This is a genomic window from Pseudarthrobacter sp. SSS035 (assembly GCF_023273875.1).
Taxonomy (GTDB): Bacteria; Actinomycetota; Actinomycetes; order Actinomycetales; family Micrococcaceae; genus Arthrobacter.
In genome coordinates this window covers 3,096,267-3,113,911 of sequence record NZ_CP096882.1, presented here as the reverse complement: position 1 = coordinate 3,113,911, position 17,645 = coordinate 3,096,267, and the positions used below count along the sequence as shown (strand labels likewise).

Sequence of the window (17,645 nt, the reverse complement as noted above, 5' to 3'; positions counted from 1 at the left end):
CGACAGGTCAGGAGTCAGCGCGTCAGGGCCTAGCTCGCGGGACAACTACCAGCAGGTCCCCCACCTGGCAGCCCAGGGCGTCGCAGATCGCTGTCAGCGTGGAGAACCTAATGGCCCTCGCGCGGTCGTTCTTGAGCACGGACAAATTCACCAGGCTGACTCCGACGGTCTTGCTGAGTTCGGTCAACGTCATCCCCCGTGCTTCGAGGAGTTCATCGAGCCGGCAGTGGATGTCCGAGTCTTCGGCTGGCATCAGACCAGCCCCTCCGTGTCTGCCTGGAGCCGGCGGCCGTACTGGAAGACGCCTGCCACCAGCACCAGGACCAAGCCAACCGCCAAGGGCCAGAGATCGAACTCGCCCGTGTAGATGTAGAGCTCCCCAGATGTGGGTCCGTTCGCCACGATCATGTCCGCCAGCCGGGTCCGTCCCCACCCGTCGAGGACCTGGCCCACTGACCCTGCTACCGCCAGCACTGCGCCACAGGCACCCACGATCCGCTCGGAACCTGACGTGAACAATGTCGCACTGTGGAGCCGGTAGGCCAGCAGAAAAAGCAGCGTCAGGATGGCCAGGATACCCACCAGGTTCAGGGCGGCTCCCCAGCCCAGGAACGCTGCCGGACCGTCCGAAATGTCAGGAATGGTGGCTTCCAGCGACGTGAAGTGCCCGGTGGATTCCAACTCCAGCCCGCTGACAGTCCGCCGTGCCGTGGAAATGGGAAGCACCAGGGTCGCAGGTCCAGTGAAATATCCGACGATCCCAGTCACGGACCAAACGGTTGTTATCACCGCCGCGGCCGCCGACATAATCATCAGAAGGACGGCGTCCGCCCTGGAGACGAACTTCTTCCCGCTAGTCTCCGGCCCGGCAGTGTCCTTGGTCAGTTTCATGGCTCCCCCAAAAAAAGCATTATCGATATTCGTTAATAACGACAATCGATAAGCTACCCGGCACCACACTGCCCGTCAATGCCCTTAGATCCATTTGTTGCGCTTGAAGGTCCAGTAGAGCCCCAGCCCCATGGCAACCATCAGGCCCAGGGCAAACGGGTAGCCGAAGACCCAGTTCAGCTCGGGCATGCTGGTGAAATTCATGCCGTAAATGGTGCCTACCAGCGTGGGCGCAAACAGGATGGCCGCCCACGACGAAATGCGTTTCACCTGCTCGCTCTGGGCGAAGCTGGATTCCGTGAGCCGGCGCATTTCGTCGTTCTGCCGCTGCGCCACCAACGCCGCATTAACAGCCAGGGCGTTCTGCAGCAGTGCGCGGAAGGACGCCACCCGTTCATTCAGCCGGATCACGTGGTCCAGCACGTCGCGGAAATGGTCCTGCAGCTCGGGACCCGGTTGGTGCTCCGGTGTTCCGGCCGCGAGGGCCTGGAGGATGCCAACCAACGGGCTGGTGGCGCGCTGGAAGGTGATGACCTGGCGGGAGAGCTCGTAGATCCGGCGCGACACGTCCGGATCGGCGCCGAAGAGGTCGTCCTCGATCTCGTCCACATCGTTCTCCAGCCCCGCGGCCACGGGTTCGTACTCGTCCACCACCTGGTCCAGGATCCCGTACAGCACAGCCTCCGGGCCCAGGGCGAGGAACTCCGGCGTGGATTCCATCCGCTGGCGCACCCTTGCCAGGTCCGGAGATTCGGCGTGGCGGACGGTGATCACATAATCGGCGCCGACAAAAACGTGGATCTCGCCGAAGTCCACTTTCTCCACGTCGTCGAGGTAGCGGGCGGGGCGGAGCACCAGGAAGACGCATTCGCCGTAGTGCTCCAGCTTGGCCCGCTGGTGTCCGGCCAGGGCGTCCTCCACCGCGAGGGGGCTCAGGTCGAATTCCTCGGCCACCGACCTGATTTCCTTGGCGTCCGGGCGGTACAGTCCGATCCACGCCATTCCTTCGCGCTGCCTCAGGGCGAAGTACGTCTCGTCCAGGCCGTCGGGGTCCGCCGTCCTGACCCCGTCCACGTACACCGCGTTATCGATGATGGTCATGGCCGGGCCTCCTTGTCGGAACATCGCTGGACCCAGTGTTCCTTTCGCGCTCCCAGTCGTCCAGGAGTGCGGGCATCCTGGCGGCGAGGAAGCGGTAGAAGCGGCCCATCTCCGTCACCCGGGACCGGGCTGCGGATCCTGCCGGCAGGGCCTCGGCGGTTGCATCCGTCAGGGCGGCGAGGCTTTGGTAGGTGGGGCTCTTCCGCATGGAGACGATGTACCACTCATCGTCGTAGAGGGCGTACAGGTCGCGGCGGCTGCCGGGCTGCGAGACCCGGTGGACGAAGCCCACGGTCTGCAGGTACCGGACGGCGCCGGACACCGCGGCGGCGCTCACCCCCAGTTTCTCCGCAAGCTCGGCTGCCGTGAGGCTCCCGTCCTCGGAGGAGACCAGGGCCATCAGGGCCCGGGCAGGCATCTTGGGGAAGCCCGCCGAGGCGAAGCCTGCTGCGGCCTTTTCCGCCGCGGCGTTGACCGCAGCCGCGTCCGCCGTCATGCTGTACCCGTTTCCCGCCGCCGCATAACAACGACGGCCACGGCGCCGGTGAGCACTGCGATGGCGAGCATCCACCACGCACCGCTCCAGTCCGTCGTCGTACCGTTCGGCACGGGCGTGTGGGAGAACGGTGAGATGTTGCGGACGTCCTGGTTCAGGCCCACCATGCCGCCGAAGATGCCCAGGACCACGCCGGCGGCCAGGAGCGCCCAGCCGACGGCGATCGTCGCCAAGGGCCAGAGGACGAACACCAGCGCAGGCACAGCAAGATAGATGAGTGCCGCGGGAAGCTGGGCCGCGGCGGTCTGCCACACCGCCCACCCGTCCACGGACGTGTCGCCCGATCCGGTCAGGGAAACCCAGGCGCCCAGCCCCGCGAGGAACATGACCATCAATACCGAGGACGCGCCCAGCACCAAGTAGCTGACCAGCCACCGGATCCTGCTGACGGGGGCGGCCAGCAGGAGTTCCGCGGTACCGGCCGCCTCCTCCTGGCGCAGCCGGAGGATAGCCTGGAGTCCGCAGGCGGCGGCCAGAACCCCGACGATCGAAAACAGGACCGAGATCATGAGCTGGGTCAGCGACGCGCCTTGGGACTGGATGAAGGCACGAAGCACCGCGGTGACGTTGCTGTCGGCCAGGTCAACGGCGGCGATCGCGCTACCGAGCGAGCCGGCCAGGAGTCCCCCCGCCAGTCCGCCCAGGCTCCAGCCGATGATCGAACCGGCCTGCAGCCGCAGAGCGAGTGCAAAGGGGCTGTTCAGTCCGCGACGCGCGGCTGCCCGGCCGGGAAGCGCTCCCCAGACGCTTGCGCCGCTGTCCCGCCTTTCCAGGAACAGCCAGGCCGCGGCCAGGCATACGACGGCGAGCCCCACCGGCAGGAGCAGCGGCCACCACCGGTCACCCGTATAGGCGAAGGTTTGCTGACCCCAGCCGATCGGGGAGAACCAGCTGGCCGCCCCGGCTGTCATCACTGTTCCGTCGGCGTTCGGCGTGCCCGTAGCGTCCCCGATACCCCGCAGGACGTACGCCAGGACAACCAGCGCCGCGGAGGACCCGTTCGCGCCGCGGGATGTGCCCATCAGCTGGGCCATGAGAAGGCCCACCCCCAGGAATGCCACGCCGACGGCGCCCGTTGCCGCGCCCGCCACCAGGGAACCGGCAGGATCAAGCCCCGCTGCCGCGAAGCCGGCAAATACCGCCAGTGCCACCAGGACGTTGGCCACGGTGCCGTGCAGGAACGTGGCCGCTGCAGGGGTCAGGCGGCCGGCGGGGGTGGCCGCGATGAGCTCGGCACTGCCGCTTTCCTCCTCGGCCCGGGAATGGCGCACAGCCAGGAAGGTGCTCATGAGGCCGGCCAGCAAGGCAAGGAAGGAGTAGATCTGGAAGAACGTGAAGGCTCCCAGGTCAGGCCCGCGTGCCAGGCCGCGGAGCATCAGGATGGCAGGAGTGGCGATGGCCACCTGCAGGATCTCCGCGCGGCCGGCCTGGTCGCCGTAGGTTCGGAGGATGGCGGCCGCAGCGAACATGGCCAGGGCGCCGATGCCCAGCACCCAGATGGCGAGCTGCCAGCGGTCGCGGCGCAGTCGTTGGCCCCAAAGGACCCGGAGCGTGTACACCTCAGCCACGGCCCCGCGCGCCGAGCAGGTGCCGCCGCTGGCCGGGCTCGGCCTCGGCATGCTTGCCGTGAGCGGACACGGACGTGTCGCCGTAGTGGCGAAGGAATAGCTCCTCGAGCGACGGCGGGGTGATGATCAGTCCCTGCACTCCCAGGGCACCGAGCACCGGGAGCACCTCGGCGATCCGGTCCGAGTCGGCACCAAACTTGACCCTGCCGCCGTCGGCCGTCAATCCATGGACGGCGCCGAGCTCCCCCAGGGCACGGGTGTCCACGCCGTCCGCCGCGAAGGAGACCTCCGTGCGGGTGAGGTGGCGAAGGGAATCCAGCGTGCCGCCGTCCACGATCCTGCCTGCACGGATGATGCTCACGCGCTGGCACAGCGCCTCCACCTCGGACAGGATGTGGCTGGAGAGGAGCACAGTGGCACCGCGTTCGACGACGGCCAGCGTCTCCCGCCGGAACACCGCCTCCATGAGCGGGTCAAGTCCGCTCGTGGGTTCGTCGAAGAGGTACAGCTCCGCGTCCGTGGCCAGGGCCGCGATCAGCGCCACCTTCTGCCGGTTGCCCTTCGAATAGGCGCGGCCCTTCTTGCCGGGATCGAAGTCGAAGGCCTCGCAGAGACGTGCCTTGCGCTGGAGGTAGGCCTTGCCGTCCGCAGCGCGGCCGGAGGTGCCGCCGTCGGACGTGCCGCCGTCGGAGGTGCCGCCGTCGGAGGTGCCGCCGCGCAGGCGCGAGAGCAGGTCGATGGTCTCGCCGCCGGACAGGTTGGGCCAAAGCCGCACGTCGCCGGGAACGTAGGCCAGGCTCCGGTGCAGCTGAACGGACTGCGTCCACGGGTCAAGCCCCAAAACGCTGGCCGTGCCGGACGTGGCCTTGGCCAGGCCCAGCAGGATGCGGAGGGTGGTGGACTTCCCGGCGCCGTTGGGTCCGAGGAATCCATGGATTTCGCCGCGCTGGACTTCTAGGTTGAGCCCGTCAAGTGCCCGGACCCTGCCGAAGTGCTTGTGCAATTCAACGGTCTGGATGATGGTGTCCATAGGCGGAACATTACTCAGTTTTACTAATTTGTGAATACTGCAAATTTCCGCTGTTTACGCGTGGTGTTGCTGCCCATAGGCTGGAGTTCCGGGTGGCATCCAGGAAGGTGGGAATGGGCGTGGCTGAAGGAACGAAGGCTGATCCTTGGGAGCTGGTGACGGCTCCGGGATCATCTGGGTACACCATGTACGGGGACCCGGACGCGGACCCTCCGGCGCTGGTCTGCCAGGTCGGCTCGACCACGTTGAAGTACCATCTTCAGGCCATAGAGGATCTCCACTCCTGGCTGCTGGAGCAAGGCGACTGGGTTCCGCTGGGGGCCGCCGATGAAAGCAAACCCGCGCCGGAGGACAGCGTCGAGGCCTGGGGCCGCGACCCCGCCAACCCCATGGGCGGCTGGTACGGATTGCGGAAGGGTTATCGCGGCCGGTTTGGCATGTATCTCCCGCCGCTCCTGGAAGCCCTGGGCCTGGCCGAACTCACGCACGAGAAGCGGAACAACACAGTACGGGCCCTGCCGAAACCCTGACCTCTCGCTCCCGAACCCCGGGGTCGTCTTTTACGGCCTCACCCGGAGTGCAGGTACTTCTGCAGGATGTTAGTGGTCTGCCGGGCGCAGCGAATGATCTGGCGCAGACGGTCCGCTGCCAACCGGGGCAGGACGCGGGCGGGTTCAGAGTCGAGAGTCTCGTGGCGCAGGGCCCGTTCCAGGTCCATGGCAAGTCCGGCGAGGCGCTCCGCGCCCACCATCTGGCTGGAGGTCTTGAGGCTGAGGACCGCGTCCATCGCACCGGCCAGGTCGCCGGTGGTCAGGGTCAGACGCAGCTTTTCAGTCCTGTGGGGCAGGTATTCGATGAAGTTCTGCACGAAGACTTTCCACACGCCGTCATCGTCCTCGAGCTCTGTCCGCAACCTGTCCAGGACATCCGGATCCAGGAGGGGAAGGGCGTTGCCCTCTTCCGGCGCCATTCTTGTCCTTCCTGCCCCCAGAAGCGGTGTACCGATGGACGTCTCGCAGGTCCCCCATACGACGCTATGCGGCCGGGGATGCCGAAAGCATCAGTAGTAGGTACTCGACTTTTCAACTCATCGGCACTGCGTGGCAGATTAGCTGCCCGTCCCTTCCAATGCATATCCATATGGGTATACAATTGCGGTATGGCACGGGCAGCAACAACGGCAGATACGTTCAATGCGGTGGCTGAGCCCCGCCGTCGGGAAATCCTGGACGCCCTCACGCAAGGCGAGCGCCCGGTCAACGAGCTGGTGACCCTTTTGGGCCTGGCGCAGCCGCACGTGTCACGGCACTTGCGGGTGCTGCGCGAGGTGGGCGCCGTCGTCGTGCGTGACGAAGGCCGGCAGCGGCTCTACCGGCTCAATCCGCAAGCCCTCAAGCCCATCCACGACTGGGTGGCCAGCTACCAGCACCTCTGGGAGGAGCGCTTCGATCTTCTCGAGGACGTGCTGGAGGATCTCAAAGAAGAGCACTGAAAAGGAGCAGGACAATGGCACAGGCAAGCAGCAGCACCATGGATGTGACGTTCCCCAGCGACACGGAAATCCTGATCACGCGGACCCTCAACGCACCCGCGCACCTCGTTTACCGGGCCTGGACCACGCCGGAACTCGTCAAGAAATGGTGGCCGGGCCGGCGCGGTGAGATGACCGTGGCGGCGATGGACTTCCGCGTCGGCGGCGCGTGGCGGTACGTCATGGTGGCGCACGGCGAATTCCAGGTGGCCTTCCACGGCACGTACCGCGAGATTGTGCCCAACGAGCGGATCGTCCACACGGAGGTCATGGAGATGCCGGGCACCGCGCCGGACAGCGAGGAAGGCGCCGTGCTTAATACGGTCACCTTTGACGGGGCCGACGGCGGCGCCACCACCGTGCGGATCCGCACCGATGCGGGGAGCAAGGAAGTCCGGGACATGATTGCGCAGTCCGGCATGGAAGGCGGCGTGCGGGAGCAGTTCGAGATCATCGAGGAGCTGGCGGCGTCCCTCACCTAACGCCTCCCCTCCCCTCCCCCAAGTAAGTAGCAGCAGATGTCGGTTTGAGCCCGGCAAACCGACATCTGCTGCTACTCAGTTCGGCTGTTGTTACGCTTTGCGGTGTGATTTCCCTAAAACAGGCGCCCTGTCTCGAAGTGCACGCGTGAGCGCCCCGGCACAGGTGGTGGACGCCCGTGCGTCCACCGTCCCCCTGTACGCGGCCGGCTTCGTCACCGCGTTCGGCGCCCACAGCATCGCCGCCGGAATGGGCGCGCAGAGCGAGAACATCGGCCTGACGCTGCTCAACCTGGGCATCCTACTGGCCCTCTATGACGTTTCCGAGGTCTTCCTCAAGCCGGTCTTCGGCGCCCTGAGCGACAGGATCGGAACCAAGCCCGTCATCGTCGGCGGCCTCCTGGCGTTCGCGGTGCTGTCGCTGATCGGCCTCTGGGCGGCGAATCCGCTGATGCTTGGACTCGCGCGGCTGGGGCAGGGCGCAGCGGCTTCGGCGTTCTCGCCGGCGTCGTCCGCGATGGTTGCGCGGCTGGCGGGAGGCAAGAAGGCCGGGACCTACTTCGGCCGGTACGGTTCATGGAAGAGCCTGGGGTACGTCATCGGTCCGCTGCTGGGGGCGGGACTGATCCTTGCGGGCGGGTTTGCCCTGCTGTTCGGCGCCCTGTCGGTGCTGGCGGCGGCCACCGCCGCGTGGGTGCTGGTGTCCGTTCCCCACCTGGCGCCGCTCCCCCGGCAGCGATACACAGTGCTCGATCTCGCCCGTCAGGTCACTGAGCGGCGTTTCCTGGTGCCGACGCTGGTGCTGGCGGCCTCCACCGGGGCGCTCGGCGCGGCGATCGGATTCATTCCCGCCCTCGCCACCCGGCACGGCCTTGGCCCGGTTGCCGGCACGGCCGCGGTCAGCGTTCTGGCCATCACATCGGTGCTCACGCAGCCCTGGATCGGCAGGCTGCGGGACGCGCACCGCATCAGCGATAACAAAGGGACGACGGCGGGACTCCTCCTTACCGCCGCGGGCGTCGCACTCATCGCCCTCACTCCGGGTCCGGTCACGCTGTTCATTGCCGCGGCAGCCATTGGCGCCGGCGTCGGCCTGGCCACGCCGCTCGGCTTCGCGCATCTGGCCGACACCACGCCGCCGGAGCGGATGGGCCGGACCATGGGTTCGGCGGAACTCGGCCGGGAACTCGGTGACGCCGGCGGGCCGCTGCTGGTGGGAGGCATCGCCACCCTCACCGCCCTGCCGCTTGGCCTCGGGGCCCTGGCGCTGCTGGTCGCGGCGGCCAGCCTGCCGCGCCTGCCTGAAGCGCACCTCCCGAACCCGCCCCGGCCCAACCACCTGACCCCGGGCCCAACTAGGTAGCAGCACGTGTCGTAATGAGCCTTCATAACGACACCTGCTGCTACCCAGTTGGGGGAAAAGCGCCGCCGCGCCAGGTCCGGGCGCACCTCACACGCGTTAGGTAGACTGCAGGAAATACCGCACGCGGGAGGAAACCCAGTATGAACCGCAAAGCCACAGCGCTCGACGTCGCCAAGCTCGCCGGGGTGTCCCGAAGCGCGGTGTCGCTGGTCCTGAACGGGCGCGGCGACGGGAACGTGGCCAAGGAGAGCCAGGTCCGGATCCGTGAAGCGGCGGCCACGCTGAACTACACGCCCAACGCCATTGCCGTGAGCCTGCGCAACCGCCGGTCGCGGATCATCGGGATCGTCTCGGACCAGGTGGTCACCAGCCCGTTCGACGGCAATATCATCGCCGGCGCGGACGCCGTGGCCAGATCCCAGGGTTTTGTCACCGTGGTGATGGATACGGAGCTGGACGCGACCCGTGACGAAAGTGCGGTGGCCACGCTGCTGGACCGCCAGGTGGACGGGCTGATGTATGTCACCGTGGGCCTGCGCCCCCTGCATGTCCCGCTCAACATGCTGCGCGTGCCGTCGGTGCTGGCCAACTGCTTCGATGACCGTCCCGAGGCAGGCGTTCCGGCCGTCATCCCGGACGAGGTCCGCGGCGGCCGGGAGGCGGCAACGCACCTGCTGGAGCTAGGCCACCGGGACATCGCCGTCCTCGCCGGTGACGGCCTCACGCCCGCCGCGCCGCGCCGGATCCAGGGCCACCGGGATGCCTTTGAAGCCGCCGGATTGCCGGTGCGGCCGGGCCGGATCCTCGAGGCAGGCTGGGACATCGACGCCGGCTTCCACAGTGCCATGAAGCTCCTGGACGGCGTCGCTGCGCCGGACCGGCCCACCGCAATCGTGTGCGCGAACGACCGCCTGGCCATCGGCGTGGTGCTCGCGGCCAACCGGCTGGGCCTGGCCATCCCGCAGGACCTCTCCATCATGGGATACGACGACGAATTCCGCATCGCCTCCACCATGGTCCCTGCGCTCACCACTATGGCCCTCCCGCTGCGGGAGATGGGTGCCGCCGCCATGACCGGGCTCCTCCGGGAACTGTCGGAGGAGCCGGACGATAACGAGGATTACGAGGATTACGACGGCGGCGCCCCCGCCGAACACGGCCGTCCCGGCCAGACGCTGGTCCCGTGCCGGCTCGTGGTGCGCGAGTCAACCGGCCCGGTCCCCGCCGGCCAGGCCTGACCACCAGCGCGAAAGGACACTTGAGGCCCTCGCCAACAGCGCGAACGGACACTTGAGGCCCCGGCCTGGGGGGCCTCAAGTGTCCGTTCGCGCCAGACGCTCCCCTACTGAGGCTGTTCCAGCTGCCAGACGTCGGCAGCCGCACCCTCGGGAAGCCGCAGCACCCACCGCTCGCCGGGCGCGGGATAGGCGCGCAGCGTGGTGGCCACCGAACCGCTCCGGTACACCTCCACCAGCGACGCGTCCACAAACACACGCAGCTCCTCCCCCGCAGCCAGTGTCCCGCTGAACACCACTTGCCCGGCGTCCTGCGAACCATCGGCCACCAGGGAAAGTTCGACGACGGCGTCCGCGGCCAGCGCTGCCAGCCCACCGGAGCGGGCGGTCACCACAGCTTCGGCATACGCCGGCAGCTCAACGCTCCCGGCAGCCTGCGCAGCCAGCTGCGCGCCACGGTAGGCATCCACCTCCGGCGCGGGTGCCACGGCCAGGGAACCGTCCACCACGGACAGCAGGCGCGGATGGGTGAGCACTCCGGCCCAGCCCGCGGCGTCGATCTCGGCCTGGCTGCGGCCGCGGCGGCCGTCCCGCCCCGGCCCTTCATTGGCCCAGCCCCACAGCAGCGCCTTGGGCTCCGCGAGGGCAGCGAGGGCTGAGGAAGAAGCAGGAACACCGGGAGCACCGGCGCCGGCACCGTCCTGCAGCTGCACGATCTGCGGCGCGTAGAAGTCGCGGCCCAGGTCGGACTTGCCGCCGGTCTCCGGGGAGAACACCGGCAGCCCGGTGGCGGGGTCCTCGGCCAGGGAGCCGATGAGGTGGCCCACCCCGTTGGCGTGCTCGTGGTCATCGCCGGAGAGCCACAGGGAGAACATCATGACCCACGCGTCGCCGTCGGAGGGGGATTCAACGGAGGCAACGGACGGGGATTCAACGGAGGAAACGGCCGGCACGCGCACCAGCTGCGGGCACTCCCAGATCTCGGCCGGCGTCCGGGCAGCAGCGACCGGGTTCTCGGAGGTGAGCCAGATGCCCTGGTACTTCCAGTCAGCCAGGTCCTCAACCGTGTAGAGCAGGAGCGCCGCGTGGCCGGAGGCCAGACCCGCGCCCTGCATGGCGTAGCGCTTGCCGTTGAAGCGGAAGATGAAGGGGTCGCGGACGGCCGTGACCATGGGATCGGCCGGCATGGACGCCGCGACGTGCCCATCCTGGGTCCAGGAAACAAGGTCCGCGGAACCGCGGGAGATGACCACCTGGGAGTGGCCGCCGTCGCCGCGGACACCGGAGTACGCGGCGGTGGGGACGCCGCCGTCGTCCGTCACCACACCGGTCCAGCAGCCGTACTCGTCCGGCCCGCCGTCCTGCGGCCTCAAAGCCACGGGGTGTTCCTCCCAGCGGACCAGGTCCGCGGAGCTGAGGTGGCCCCATGCGATCTTGTGGTGGCGGGCGGACGCGGGGTTGTACTGGAAGAAGACGTGGTACCGGCCGTTGAGGTGGCTGATGCCGTTGGGGTCGTTGATCCAGCCCTGGGCGGGGCGGGGGTGGAAGTGCGGGAACGCGGGGTCGGGGTGCGCGGCGGCCAGGCTGGCGAAGTCGGTGGCGGCGAGGTCCGGGGATGACATGGAAGTAAGCCTTTCAGAGGTGTGGGCTATTTGCCGCTGCCGGCGGTGAGGCCGTCCTGCAGCGCGCGCTGGCCGAAGAAGAAGACCACCAGGGCGGGGATCATGGACAGGACCACGCCGGCCAGCACCACGGAGATGCTGCCGGTGCCCAGGTTGCCCTGCAGGGAGACGAGGCCCAGCGGCAGGGTGAAGTTCTGTTCCGAGATGGTCATGATGAGCGGCCGGAAAAACTCGTTCCAGTGGAAATTGAAGGCGAGGATGCCCACGATCGCCATCCCCGGAATGGCCAGCGGCGCGTAGACCGAGCGGAAGGTCCGCCACGGCGAGGCGCCGTCGATCGACGCCGCCTCCGCGAGGTCGGTGGGCAGCCCCATGAAGTACTGCCGCATCAGGAAGGTGCCGAACGCCGTCGGGATGGCCGGCAGGATCAGCGCCAGGAGGGTGTCTGAAAGTCCCATGCCGCGGATCAGCATAAACACGGGCACGATGGTCACCTGCACCGGCACCATCATGGTGGCCAGCACGATGGAGAACAGGGCCCCGCGGCCGCGGAACTTCAGGTTGGCGAAGGCGTAGCCGGCCATCGCGGCGGTGACCATCTGTCCGACGGCGATGAGCCCGGTGACCAGCGCGCTGTTCAGCACCAGGAGGACGATGTCCAGCTGCTGGAAGACCTGCGCGTACGACGTGAAGTCCGGGTTCCAGGGGAAGAACGACGGCGGCAGCTTGAACGATTCCGACGGCGACCGCAGCGAGGTGGACAGGGTCCACATCACCGGCCCTAGGGTCAGGACCGCCGCGATCATCAGCAGGACAATTCGGAGGACCAGGTTCCAGTTCGGCTTCCGCCGGGACCGGGCAGGCACGGCAGGGGTGCGGGTTGAGACACGCTCTGTAGTGGTAGTCATGGCTGGCCTTACTGGTAGAAGACGAATCGTTTGCTGAGCCGGAACTGCGCGGCGGTGATGGCCATGATGATGAGGGTCAGGATCACGCCGATGGCCGAGGCCTCACCGAATTCGAGGCGCTGGAACGCGGATTCGAAGATCACCATCACGGCGGTGCGGGTGGAGTCCCCGGGCCCGCCGCGGGTCAGGACGTACGGCTGGTCGAACACCTGGAGGGCGCTGATGATAGCCATCACGGATGCCAGCAGGGTGGTGGGGCTGAGCAGCGGCAGGGTGACGTAAACGTGCTTGCGCCAGCCGGTGGCGCCGTCCAGCGAGGCGGCCTCATAGGTTTCCACGGGGATCGACGCCAGCCCGCCGATGAACAGCAGGAAGGAGAACCCGAAGTTCTGCCAGACATAAACCAGGATGACGACGGCGGCGGACCCGCCGGGGGTGGTCAGCCACGGCACCGCGGGGATGCCGGCGAGGGACAGGAACCAGTTGACCACGCCGAACTGCTCGTTGAAGAGGTACCGCATAAAGATGGACACCGAGGCGGCGGAGAGGATCAGCGGGAAGAAGAACGCCGAGCGGAAGAAGGTCCGCAGCCAGGCCGGCATCTTCTCCTGCACCATCACGGCGAGCGCCAGGGCCAGGCCGAGCTGGAATGCCACCGCCACAATCACAAACACAATGGTGTTCAGGAAGGACACGCGGACCGTGGGGTCCTGGACCACTTCGGCGAAGTTGTCGAAGCCCACGAACGTCGGGGCGGAGATGATGTCCCAGCGGAAGAACGCCAGGACCACCGACGCCGCGATGGGCACCAGCGTGAACAGGCCCATGCCCACAATAGTGGGGGCAAGGAAAATCCAGGCAAGCCAGCGCTGGCTGTGCCGGCCGGACGAGGTCTGGGAAGTGGCGGGCGTTCCGGGCTTCACGGCCTTGGCGGCCTGCTTCGGCCGGTCCCGGCGAGGGGTGGTGGTGCTCATGACTGCCTCCTCAGGGCCAGTTCAAGATCGCGCTGCATGGACTCGAGGGCCTGCTTGAGCTGGCGCTCATCGCCGCTGACGGCCAGCGAGACGTTTTTCATCAGGGCCGTTTCGACGGCGGCCTGCTGGGGCGGCGCGGGGATGGGGCCGGTGGTGGGGTACTTGTCCAGGGTGTCGTAGAAGACCTTCCAGTGCGCGGGGCCTTTCCCGGCGTACAGCGCCTCGTTGACCATGGAGCGGCGGGCCGGGGTGGTTATGGGGTTGGGGAAGATCAGCTCCATGGCTTCACGGCTGGCACTGAACTTGATCCATTCCCAGGCGGCGTCCTTGTCCTTGGCGGTTTTCATGATGGCGTAGCCGGCCGTGCCGAACTGGTGCCGCTGGCTCCGCCACTTGGGGAAGAACGCGACGTCGTAGTCGTTCTCCTTCATGCCGGCCTCGTGCAGGCCCTGGACCCAGTAGCCGCCGGCCGGGGTGGTGCCGATCCGGTTGGAGGCGAAGAGCCCCACCAGGGAACTGCCGCCGCCTTCTTCGGGCCGGACGCCGAGGCCGTCCTTGACGAGGCCACGGAGGTAGTCGAAGGTCTCGAACACACGGGGGTCATCGGCGTTGGGTTCCAGCCACTGGTACCCGCCGGAGCGCAGGTTGCGGGAGGGATCGTTGGCGTAGAAGGAGTCCCAGAGCCAGTCCCCGCCGGTGGACCGGGTCTCCTTCAGGAAGCTGGTGTCGTTGGCGTAGAGCCAGGGCACCACGCCGCCGAAGAGCCGGTTGGTCCAGTAGTACGGGGTGAAGTCGGACGGCCGGGCCTTGCGCATCGCGGCGAGGCTGTTGCGGAAGTCCACGTTGGTCCAGTCGTCCGCCGGGCGTTCCAGCCCGGCCTGCGCGAAGGCGGTGGTGTTGTAGTACATGTTGGCGGCGTTCCAGTCCATGGGGAGCTGGAAGAGGCTGCCCTTGTACATAAAGGCCTCCACCAGGCTGGGGTGGACGTCGGCGAAGAACTCGGCCATGTCCGCGGCGTCGCGGCGCAGGTATTCGTCCAGCGGGTGGGCCAGCTTGTCCGCGAAGAGCTGCGCGCCCTCGGTGGCGACGTAGACGACGTCGGGCGGGGTTCCCGCGGCCACCATGGTGAGGATCTTGGTGAAGAAGTCTTTCCAGTCCACGGCCTGGATGGCCTGGACCTTGACCCGGATGTCCGGGTGGAGTCGGGTGAACGCGTCGATGGCGCGCTGGCGCGCTGCGGCATCGGCGGCTGTCCCCATGATGGCAATGCTGAGGCTGTTGTCGCCCCGCCCGGGAATATCGGATCCGGAGAGCCGGGGCCACGATGCCACCGTTGCTCCCACAATTCCTGCTCCCAGGGCACCCAGGACGGTCCGGCGCGAGAATTCACGCAGGCGGCCAGTTGTGGCACCGGTCATATCAATTTCCTTCCTAACACGTGTGAGGTAGCTTATGGCGCCGACCTAACACGTGTCAAGTGTCACATTCAGCTTGCCGCGACCCCACCCAAGTAGGTAGCAATAGATGTCGTTCTGAGCGTCCATAACGACATCTACTGCTACCCAGTTGGGTGAAAGCGCCTCCCAGTTTTCTGTGACACCCTTAACCGATGACCATTCCACGCCAGGCACCACCGCGGACCCCGGCCCGACCCTCCCCGGGCTCCGGCTTTATGTTCGCGTTCGCCTGGCTCGCCTGCGTCGTCGGCCTGATCGCCACGTACTACTACTTCGTCCAGACCACCACGGGCCAGTTCATCGATGAATCCGCGCTGGTTGAAGCCGTGGACATCCACGGGCCTGCGGGCAAGGCAGCCACCGAGTTCCTGGACTGGCTGCCCACCATCTCGCTGGTGGTGGCCGCCGTCGTGGTCCTGTTTGTCACGGTGATCCGACGGCGGTGGTCGGCCGCCGGGATCGCAGTCACCGCGTGCATCGGTGCGAACATCGCCACGCAGGTCCTGAAGGAAGTGCTGCCCGCCCGCCCGGACAAGGGTGTGGTGACGCTGGAGCTGAACTCGCTGCCGTCCGGGCATACCACGCTGGCGGCGTCGGCTGCGGCGGCGGTGTTCCTGATGGCCTCGCCGCGGTGGCGTCCGCTGGCCGGTTTTGTGGGCGGCACCTTCGCCATCGCTTCGGGAGTCTCCACCCTGATCAACCAGTGGCACCGCCCGGCCGACGTCGTCGCAGCCTTCCTCCTGGTCGGCGCGTTTATGATCCCCGCCGGCTGGCTGATCATGCGGAACGGCGCCGAGTGGAACGTGTGGGACGGCTTCGACAGGCACGTGGGCTCGGCAAAGATCTGGCTCACGCTGCCGGTGGTGATCGGGCTGGCTTCCGCGGGCGTGGCCGTGTATTCGCTGGCCAAGATCGCCCCGGGGCCGCTCCAGGATGACAGCACCACCAACTACTTCTGCGCCGGGATCTCGCTCATCGTGATCGCCGGGTACCTGGCCACCGTGGCCACCACGTCGCTGTTCGCATATGCCGCACGACGGCGGGACGCATCCACGCGGTGAGCGCGCCAGCCGCCTGACGCCTGACGCCTGACGCTATCCGCGGACCCGGAATGCCGACCCGCGGTTGCACCACCGACGCACTAGAGTTACTGAGAATTATTCTCAGGATGGACCTCTCGCACTGCATCGCCTACCGGATCCTGGCGGCGCTGCGGATGGCGCTCTTCGACGGCTTTGCCCGGGGCGTGCCGGCCCGGCAACGCGGGCATCACACCGGCAAGCTCGCCGCCACGGCCATGGGCGACGTCGAAAAGCTGGAGTTCTTCTATGCGCACACCGTGGCGCAGCTTGCCGGCGCCGCTGCGCTCCTGCTGGGCGGCTCAGACAGAACCCGCTCGACGGTGATGCCCCGCTGGTTGAACCACTCGACAGCACGAACGAGCACCGCTGTGGCAGTTTGGGCGGTTTCGTCATCGTGGATTTCGGCGTAGGCGACGCGGGAATGATCGTCGATGACGGTGTGGACGTAGGCGTAGCCCAGAAGTGGGTCGCCGTTTTTATTGCGCGGCTTGCCGGGTGTCTTGGCGCGGTTCTTCTCGCCTTGTCGGTGGCCGACGTCGCGCCAGCCTCCGCCGTCGGGGATGTTGCCGAGCTTTTTCACATCTACATGGATCATGGAGCCGGGATGGTCGTGCTCGTATCGACGGATGGGTTCGCCGGTAGCACGGTCGACATGCGACAGGCGGTTCAAGTGAACCGAGGTGAGGATGCGATGAACCGTCGACGGGGCAATTCCCAAACGGAAAGCCAATTGAACGGGTCCCTCGCGGAGACGCAAACGAAGGGTGATGCAACGGCGACTGGTCTTCGCGCTGGTTTTGTTCGGCGAGTGGTGTGGAAGCGAGGATCGGTCTTGCATCGACTGGCCTACCCGGTATCGCTCGACCCATCTCTTGACTGTGGGCCACGAGACCTGGAATCGGGCGGCAACTTCGCTGATCGGCCAACCGTCATCGACGACGTGGCGGGCGACCTTCAGCCGGTGGCGTGGTGTGAGAGCAGCGTTTGGGCGTGTCATGAATTCCCTCGGAGACGGAAAGGGGCCAGCCGGATTCGGGTGACCCCTTCAGGTTGTACGTGCAGTTCAGTTAGTTCGAGAAGCCGCTGACTGAATGGCCTTGGCGAGGTCGCGGGGACGGCTCCACATAGGCCAATGCCCCGTCGGGAGGTCAATGACGTCGAGGTGCTCGATGTTCGCGACTTCGGCAAACATGGCATGGCCTGCGCGGGCCAGCTCCAGCACCTGCGCGCTCGGGATCGAGCAGCACACCAGGGTGGTCCGGACCTTGCGGCGGGCATCGTTCGTGAGCTCGACGGGCTGACGAAGCACGGGGCCGGGCTCAGGGACGGCCCGGGCCCGAAAACGCTCGAGGACCTCTGCGCTCAGGCCTTCGAGGCTCGCCTGCTGTGCGAGGACGTCGAGGGACGGCAGCGGAAGCTCCTCCAACTCCTCCGGGATGTCTGGGGCGAAGGCGCTTCCCGTCGCCACAGGGCCGGAGTCGACCCACACCACTCGATGGACAAGCTCAGGGTGTCGGTCAAGGACGAGGCTGACGGGGGCGTTCGCCCCACTGTGAGCGACGAGAGTTGCGGGCTGATCCTCGGAAACCCCGAGTTGAGTGATGACGTCTAGGACCGCTGCGGCTTGATCGTCGAGAGTCTTCGCCGCACGCTCGGGATCGTCCCCGTCGAGACCGGGCAGTGTCATCGCGATTGCACGAGAGTGGTCGGTTGTCAGGTGTTCAAGGACTTCATCCCACGCCCAAGCGCCCAGCCAGTGGCCGGCGATGAGAATGATGATCGGACTGCTTGTAGTAGTTGGCATGTCACTACCCTCGCAGGCCCTACGGACAAGGGTATGTCACTATT

19 protein-coding genes and 1 pseudogene are annotated in these 17,645 nt (G+C 67.0%); 6 read left to right on the top strand and 14 right to left on the bottom strand.

Features of this window, described 5'->3' with window-relative positions; all coding sequences use genetic code 11:
- Positions 1–22: 22 nt before the first annotated feature.
- The 6 genes from MUN23_RS14420 to MUN23_RS14395 form a co-directional block, all read right to left on the bottom strand.
- Positions 23–253, bottom strand: a complete 231-nt coding sequence (locus MUN23_RS14420) for a helix-turn-helix transcriptional regulator (RefSeq protein WP_248759259.1) — start codon at positions 251–253, stop codon at positions 23–25.
- Positions 253–891, bottom strand: coding sequence for a hypothetical protein (locus MUN23_RS14415; protein ID WP_248759258.1), 639 nt, complete (start codon positions 889–891; stop codon positions 253–255). The genes MUN23_RS14420 and MUN23_RS14415 overlap by 1 nt, the downstream gene beginning before the upstream one ends.
- Positions 892–975: 84 nt before the next feature.
- Positions 976–1,992, bottom strand: coding sequence for a magnesium and cobalt transport protein CorA (locus MUN23_RS14410; protein ID WP_248759256.1), 1,017 nt, complete (start codon positions 1,990–1,992; stop codon positions 976–978).
- Positions 1,976–2,488 (bottom strand): GbsR/MarR family transcriptional regulator, encoded by a 513-nt coding sequence (locus tag MUN23_RS14405; RefSeq protein ID WP_248759254.1) that lies wholly within the window; start codon positions 2,486–2,488, stop codon positions 1,976–1,978. Before MUN23_RS14405 ends, MUN23_RS14410 begins: the two co-directional genes overlap by 17 nt.
- Positions 2,485–4,116: an ABC transporter permease gene (locus tag MUN23_RS14400; protein ID WP_248759252.1), complete on the bottom strand. Its 1,632-nt coding sequence runs from the start codon at positions 4,114–4,116 to the stop codon at positions 2,485–2,487. The genes MUN23_RS14405 and MUN23_RS14400 overlap by 4 nt, the downstream gene beginning before the upstream one ends.
- A complete protein-coding gene (locus MUN23_RS14395; RefSeq protein WP_248759250.1) occupies positions 4,109–5,146 on the bottom strand; it encodes an ABC transporter ATP-binding protein in 1,038 nt (345 codons plus the stop codon). Before MUN23_RS14395 ends, MUN23_RS14400 begins: the two co-directional genes overlap by 8 nt.
- A 119-nt stretch (positions 5,147–5,265) precedes the next feature.
- Between MUN23_RS14395 and MUN23_RS14390 the strand changes: the two genes are divergently transcribed.
- Positions 5,266–5,676 carry a DUF6855 family protein gene (locus MUN23_RS14390; protein WP_248759248.1) on the top strand — a complete coding sequence of 137 codons (411 nt, stop codon included), beginning with the start codon at positions 5,266–5,268 and terminating at the stop codon, positions 5,674–5,676.
- A gap of 38 nt (positions 5,677–5,714) precedes the next feature.
- Here the strand turns inward: MUN23_RS14390 and MUN23_RS14385 are convergent, their stop codons facing one another.
- The gene (locus MUN23_RS14385) at positions 5,715–6,116 is read right to left on the bottom strand and encodes an Hpt domain-containing protein (RefSeq protein ID WP_248759246.1); all 402 of its coding nucleotides are present in this window, start codon (positions 6,114–6,116) and stop codon (positions 5,715–5,717) included.
- Positions 6,117–6,305: 189 nt separating this feature from the next.
- Between MUN23_RS14385 and MUN23_RS14380 the strand changes: the two genes are divergently transcribed.
- The 4 genes from MUN23_RS14380 to MUN23_RS14365 all read left to right on the top strand — a co-directional run bounded on the left by MUN23_RS14380 (position 6,306) and on the right by MUN23_RS14365 (position 9,757).
- The gene (locus MUN23_RS14380; RefSeq protein WP_058931565.1) at positions 6,306–6,638 is read left to right on the top strand and encodes a helix-turn-helix transcriptional regulator; all 333 of its coding nucleotides are present in this window, start codon (positions 6,306–6,308) and stop codon (positions 6,636–6,638) included.
- A gap of 14 nt (positions 6,639–6,652) precedes the next feature.
- On the top strand, positions 6,653–7,159 hold the full coding sequence (locus MUN23_RS14375; RefSeq protein WP_248759244.1) for an SRPBCC family protein: 507 nt from the start codon (positions 6,653–6,655) through the stop codon (positions 7,157–7,159).
- Positions 7,160–7,304: 145 nt separating this feature from the next.
- A complete protein-coding gene (locus MUN23_RS14370) occupies positions 7,305–8,519 on the top strand; it encodes an MFS transporter (protein WP_248759242.1) in 1,215 nt (404 codons plus the stop codon).
- A 140-nt stretch (positions 8,520–8,659) separates the two neighbouring features.
- Positions 8,660–9,757: a LacI family DNA-binding transcriptional regulator gene (locus tag MUN23_RS14365; RefSeq protein WP_248759240.1), complete on the top strand. Its 1,098-nt coding sequence runs from the start codon at positions 8,660–8,662 to the stop codon at positions 9,755–9,757.
- 104 nt (positions 9,758–9,861) lie between these two features.
- Here MUN23_RS14365 and MUN23_RS14360 read toward each other — a convergent pair whose 3' ends face one another.
- From MUN23_RS14360 to MUN23_RS14345, 4 genes are read right to left on the bottom strand one after another with little or no spacing between them, the layout of a single operon-like run.
- On the bottom strand, positions 9,862–11,376 hold the full coding sequence (locus tag MUN23_RS14360) for a glycoside hydrolase family 32 protein (protein WP_248759238.1): 1,515 nt from the start codon (positions 11,374–11,376) through the stop codon (positions 9,862–9,864).
- Between the two features lie 26 nt (positions 11,377–11,402).
- Entirely contained in the window at positions 11,403–12,284 is an 882-nt protein-coding gene (locus tag MUN23_RS14355) for a carbohydrate ABC transporter permease (protein ID WP_104061758.1), read from the bottom strand.
- Between the two features lie 8 nt (positions 12,285–12,292).
- Positions 12,293–13,258, bottom strand: a complete 966-nt coding sequence (locus tag MUN23_RS14350; RefSeq protein WP_248759236.1) for a carbohydrate ABC transporter permease — start codon at positions 13,256–13,258, stop codon at positions 12,293–12,295.
- Positions 13,255–14,676 (bottom strand): extracellular solute-binding protein, encoded by a 1,422-nt coding sequence (locus tag MUN23_RS14345; RefSeq protein ID WP_248759235.1) that lies wholly within the window; start codon positions 14,674–14,676, stop codon positions 13,255–13,257. Before MUN23_RS14345 ends, MUN23_RS14350 begins: the two co-directional genes overlap by 4 nt.
- 191 nt (positions 14,677–14,867) lie before the next feature.
- On the opposite strand from MUN23_RS14345, the gene MUN23_RS14340 reads away from it, so the two are divergent.
- The gene (locus MUN23_RS14340) at positions 14,868–15,776 is read left to right on the top strand and encodes a phosphatase PAP2 family protein (protein WP_248759234.1); all 909 of its coding nucleotides are present in this window, start codon (positions 14,868–14,870) and stop codon (positions 15,774–15,776) included.
- An 86-nt stretch (positions 15,777–15,862) separates the two neighbouring features.
- On the opposite strand, the gene MUN23_RS14335 is transcribed toward MUN23_RS14340, so the two are convergent.
- The 3 genes and pseudogenes from MUN23_RS14335 to MUN23_RS14325 all read right to left on the bottom strand — a co-directional run bounded on the left by MUN23_RS14335 (position 15,863) and on the right by MUN23_RS14325 (position 17,601).
- Positions 15,863–16,051: a hypothetical protein gene (locus MUN23_RS14335; protein WP_248759233.1), complete on the bottom strand. Its 189-nt coding sequence runs from the start codon at positions 16,049–16,051 to the stop codon at positions 15,863–15,865.
- A 44-nt stretch (positions 16,052–16,095) separates the two neighbouring features.
- Positions 16,096–16,794, bottom strand: a pseudogene (locus tag MUN23_RS14330) (helix-turn-helix domain-containing protein); the annotation flags it as partial.
- 66 nt (positions 16,795–16,860) lie between these two features.
- Complete coding sequence (locus MUN23_RS14325) at positions 16,861–17,601, bottom strand: alpha/beta fold hydrolase (protein WP_248759232.1); 741 nt, start codon at positions 17,599–17,601, stop codon at positions 16,861–16,863.
- Positions 17,602–17,645 lie beyond the last annotated feature (44 nt).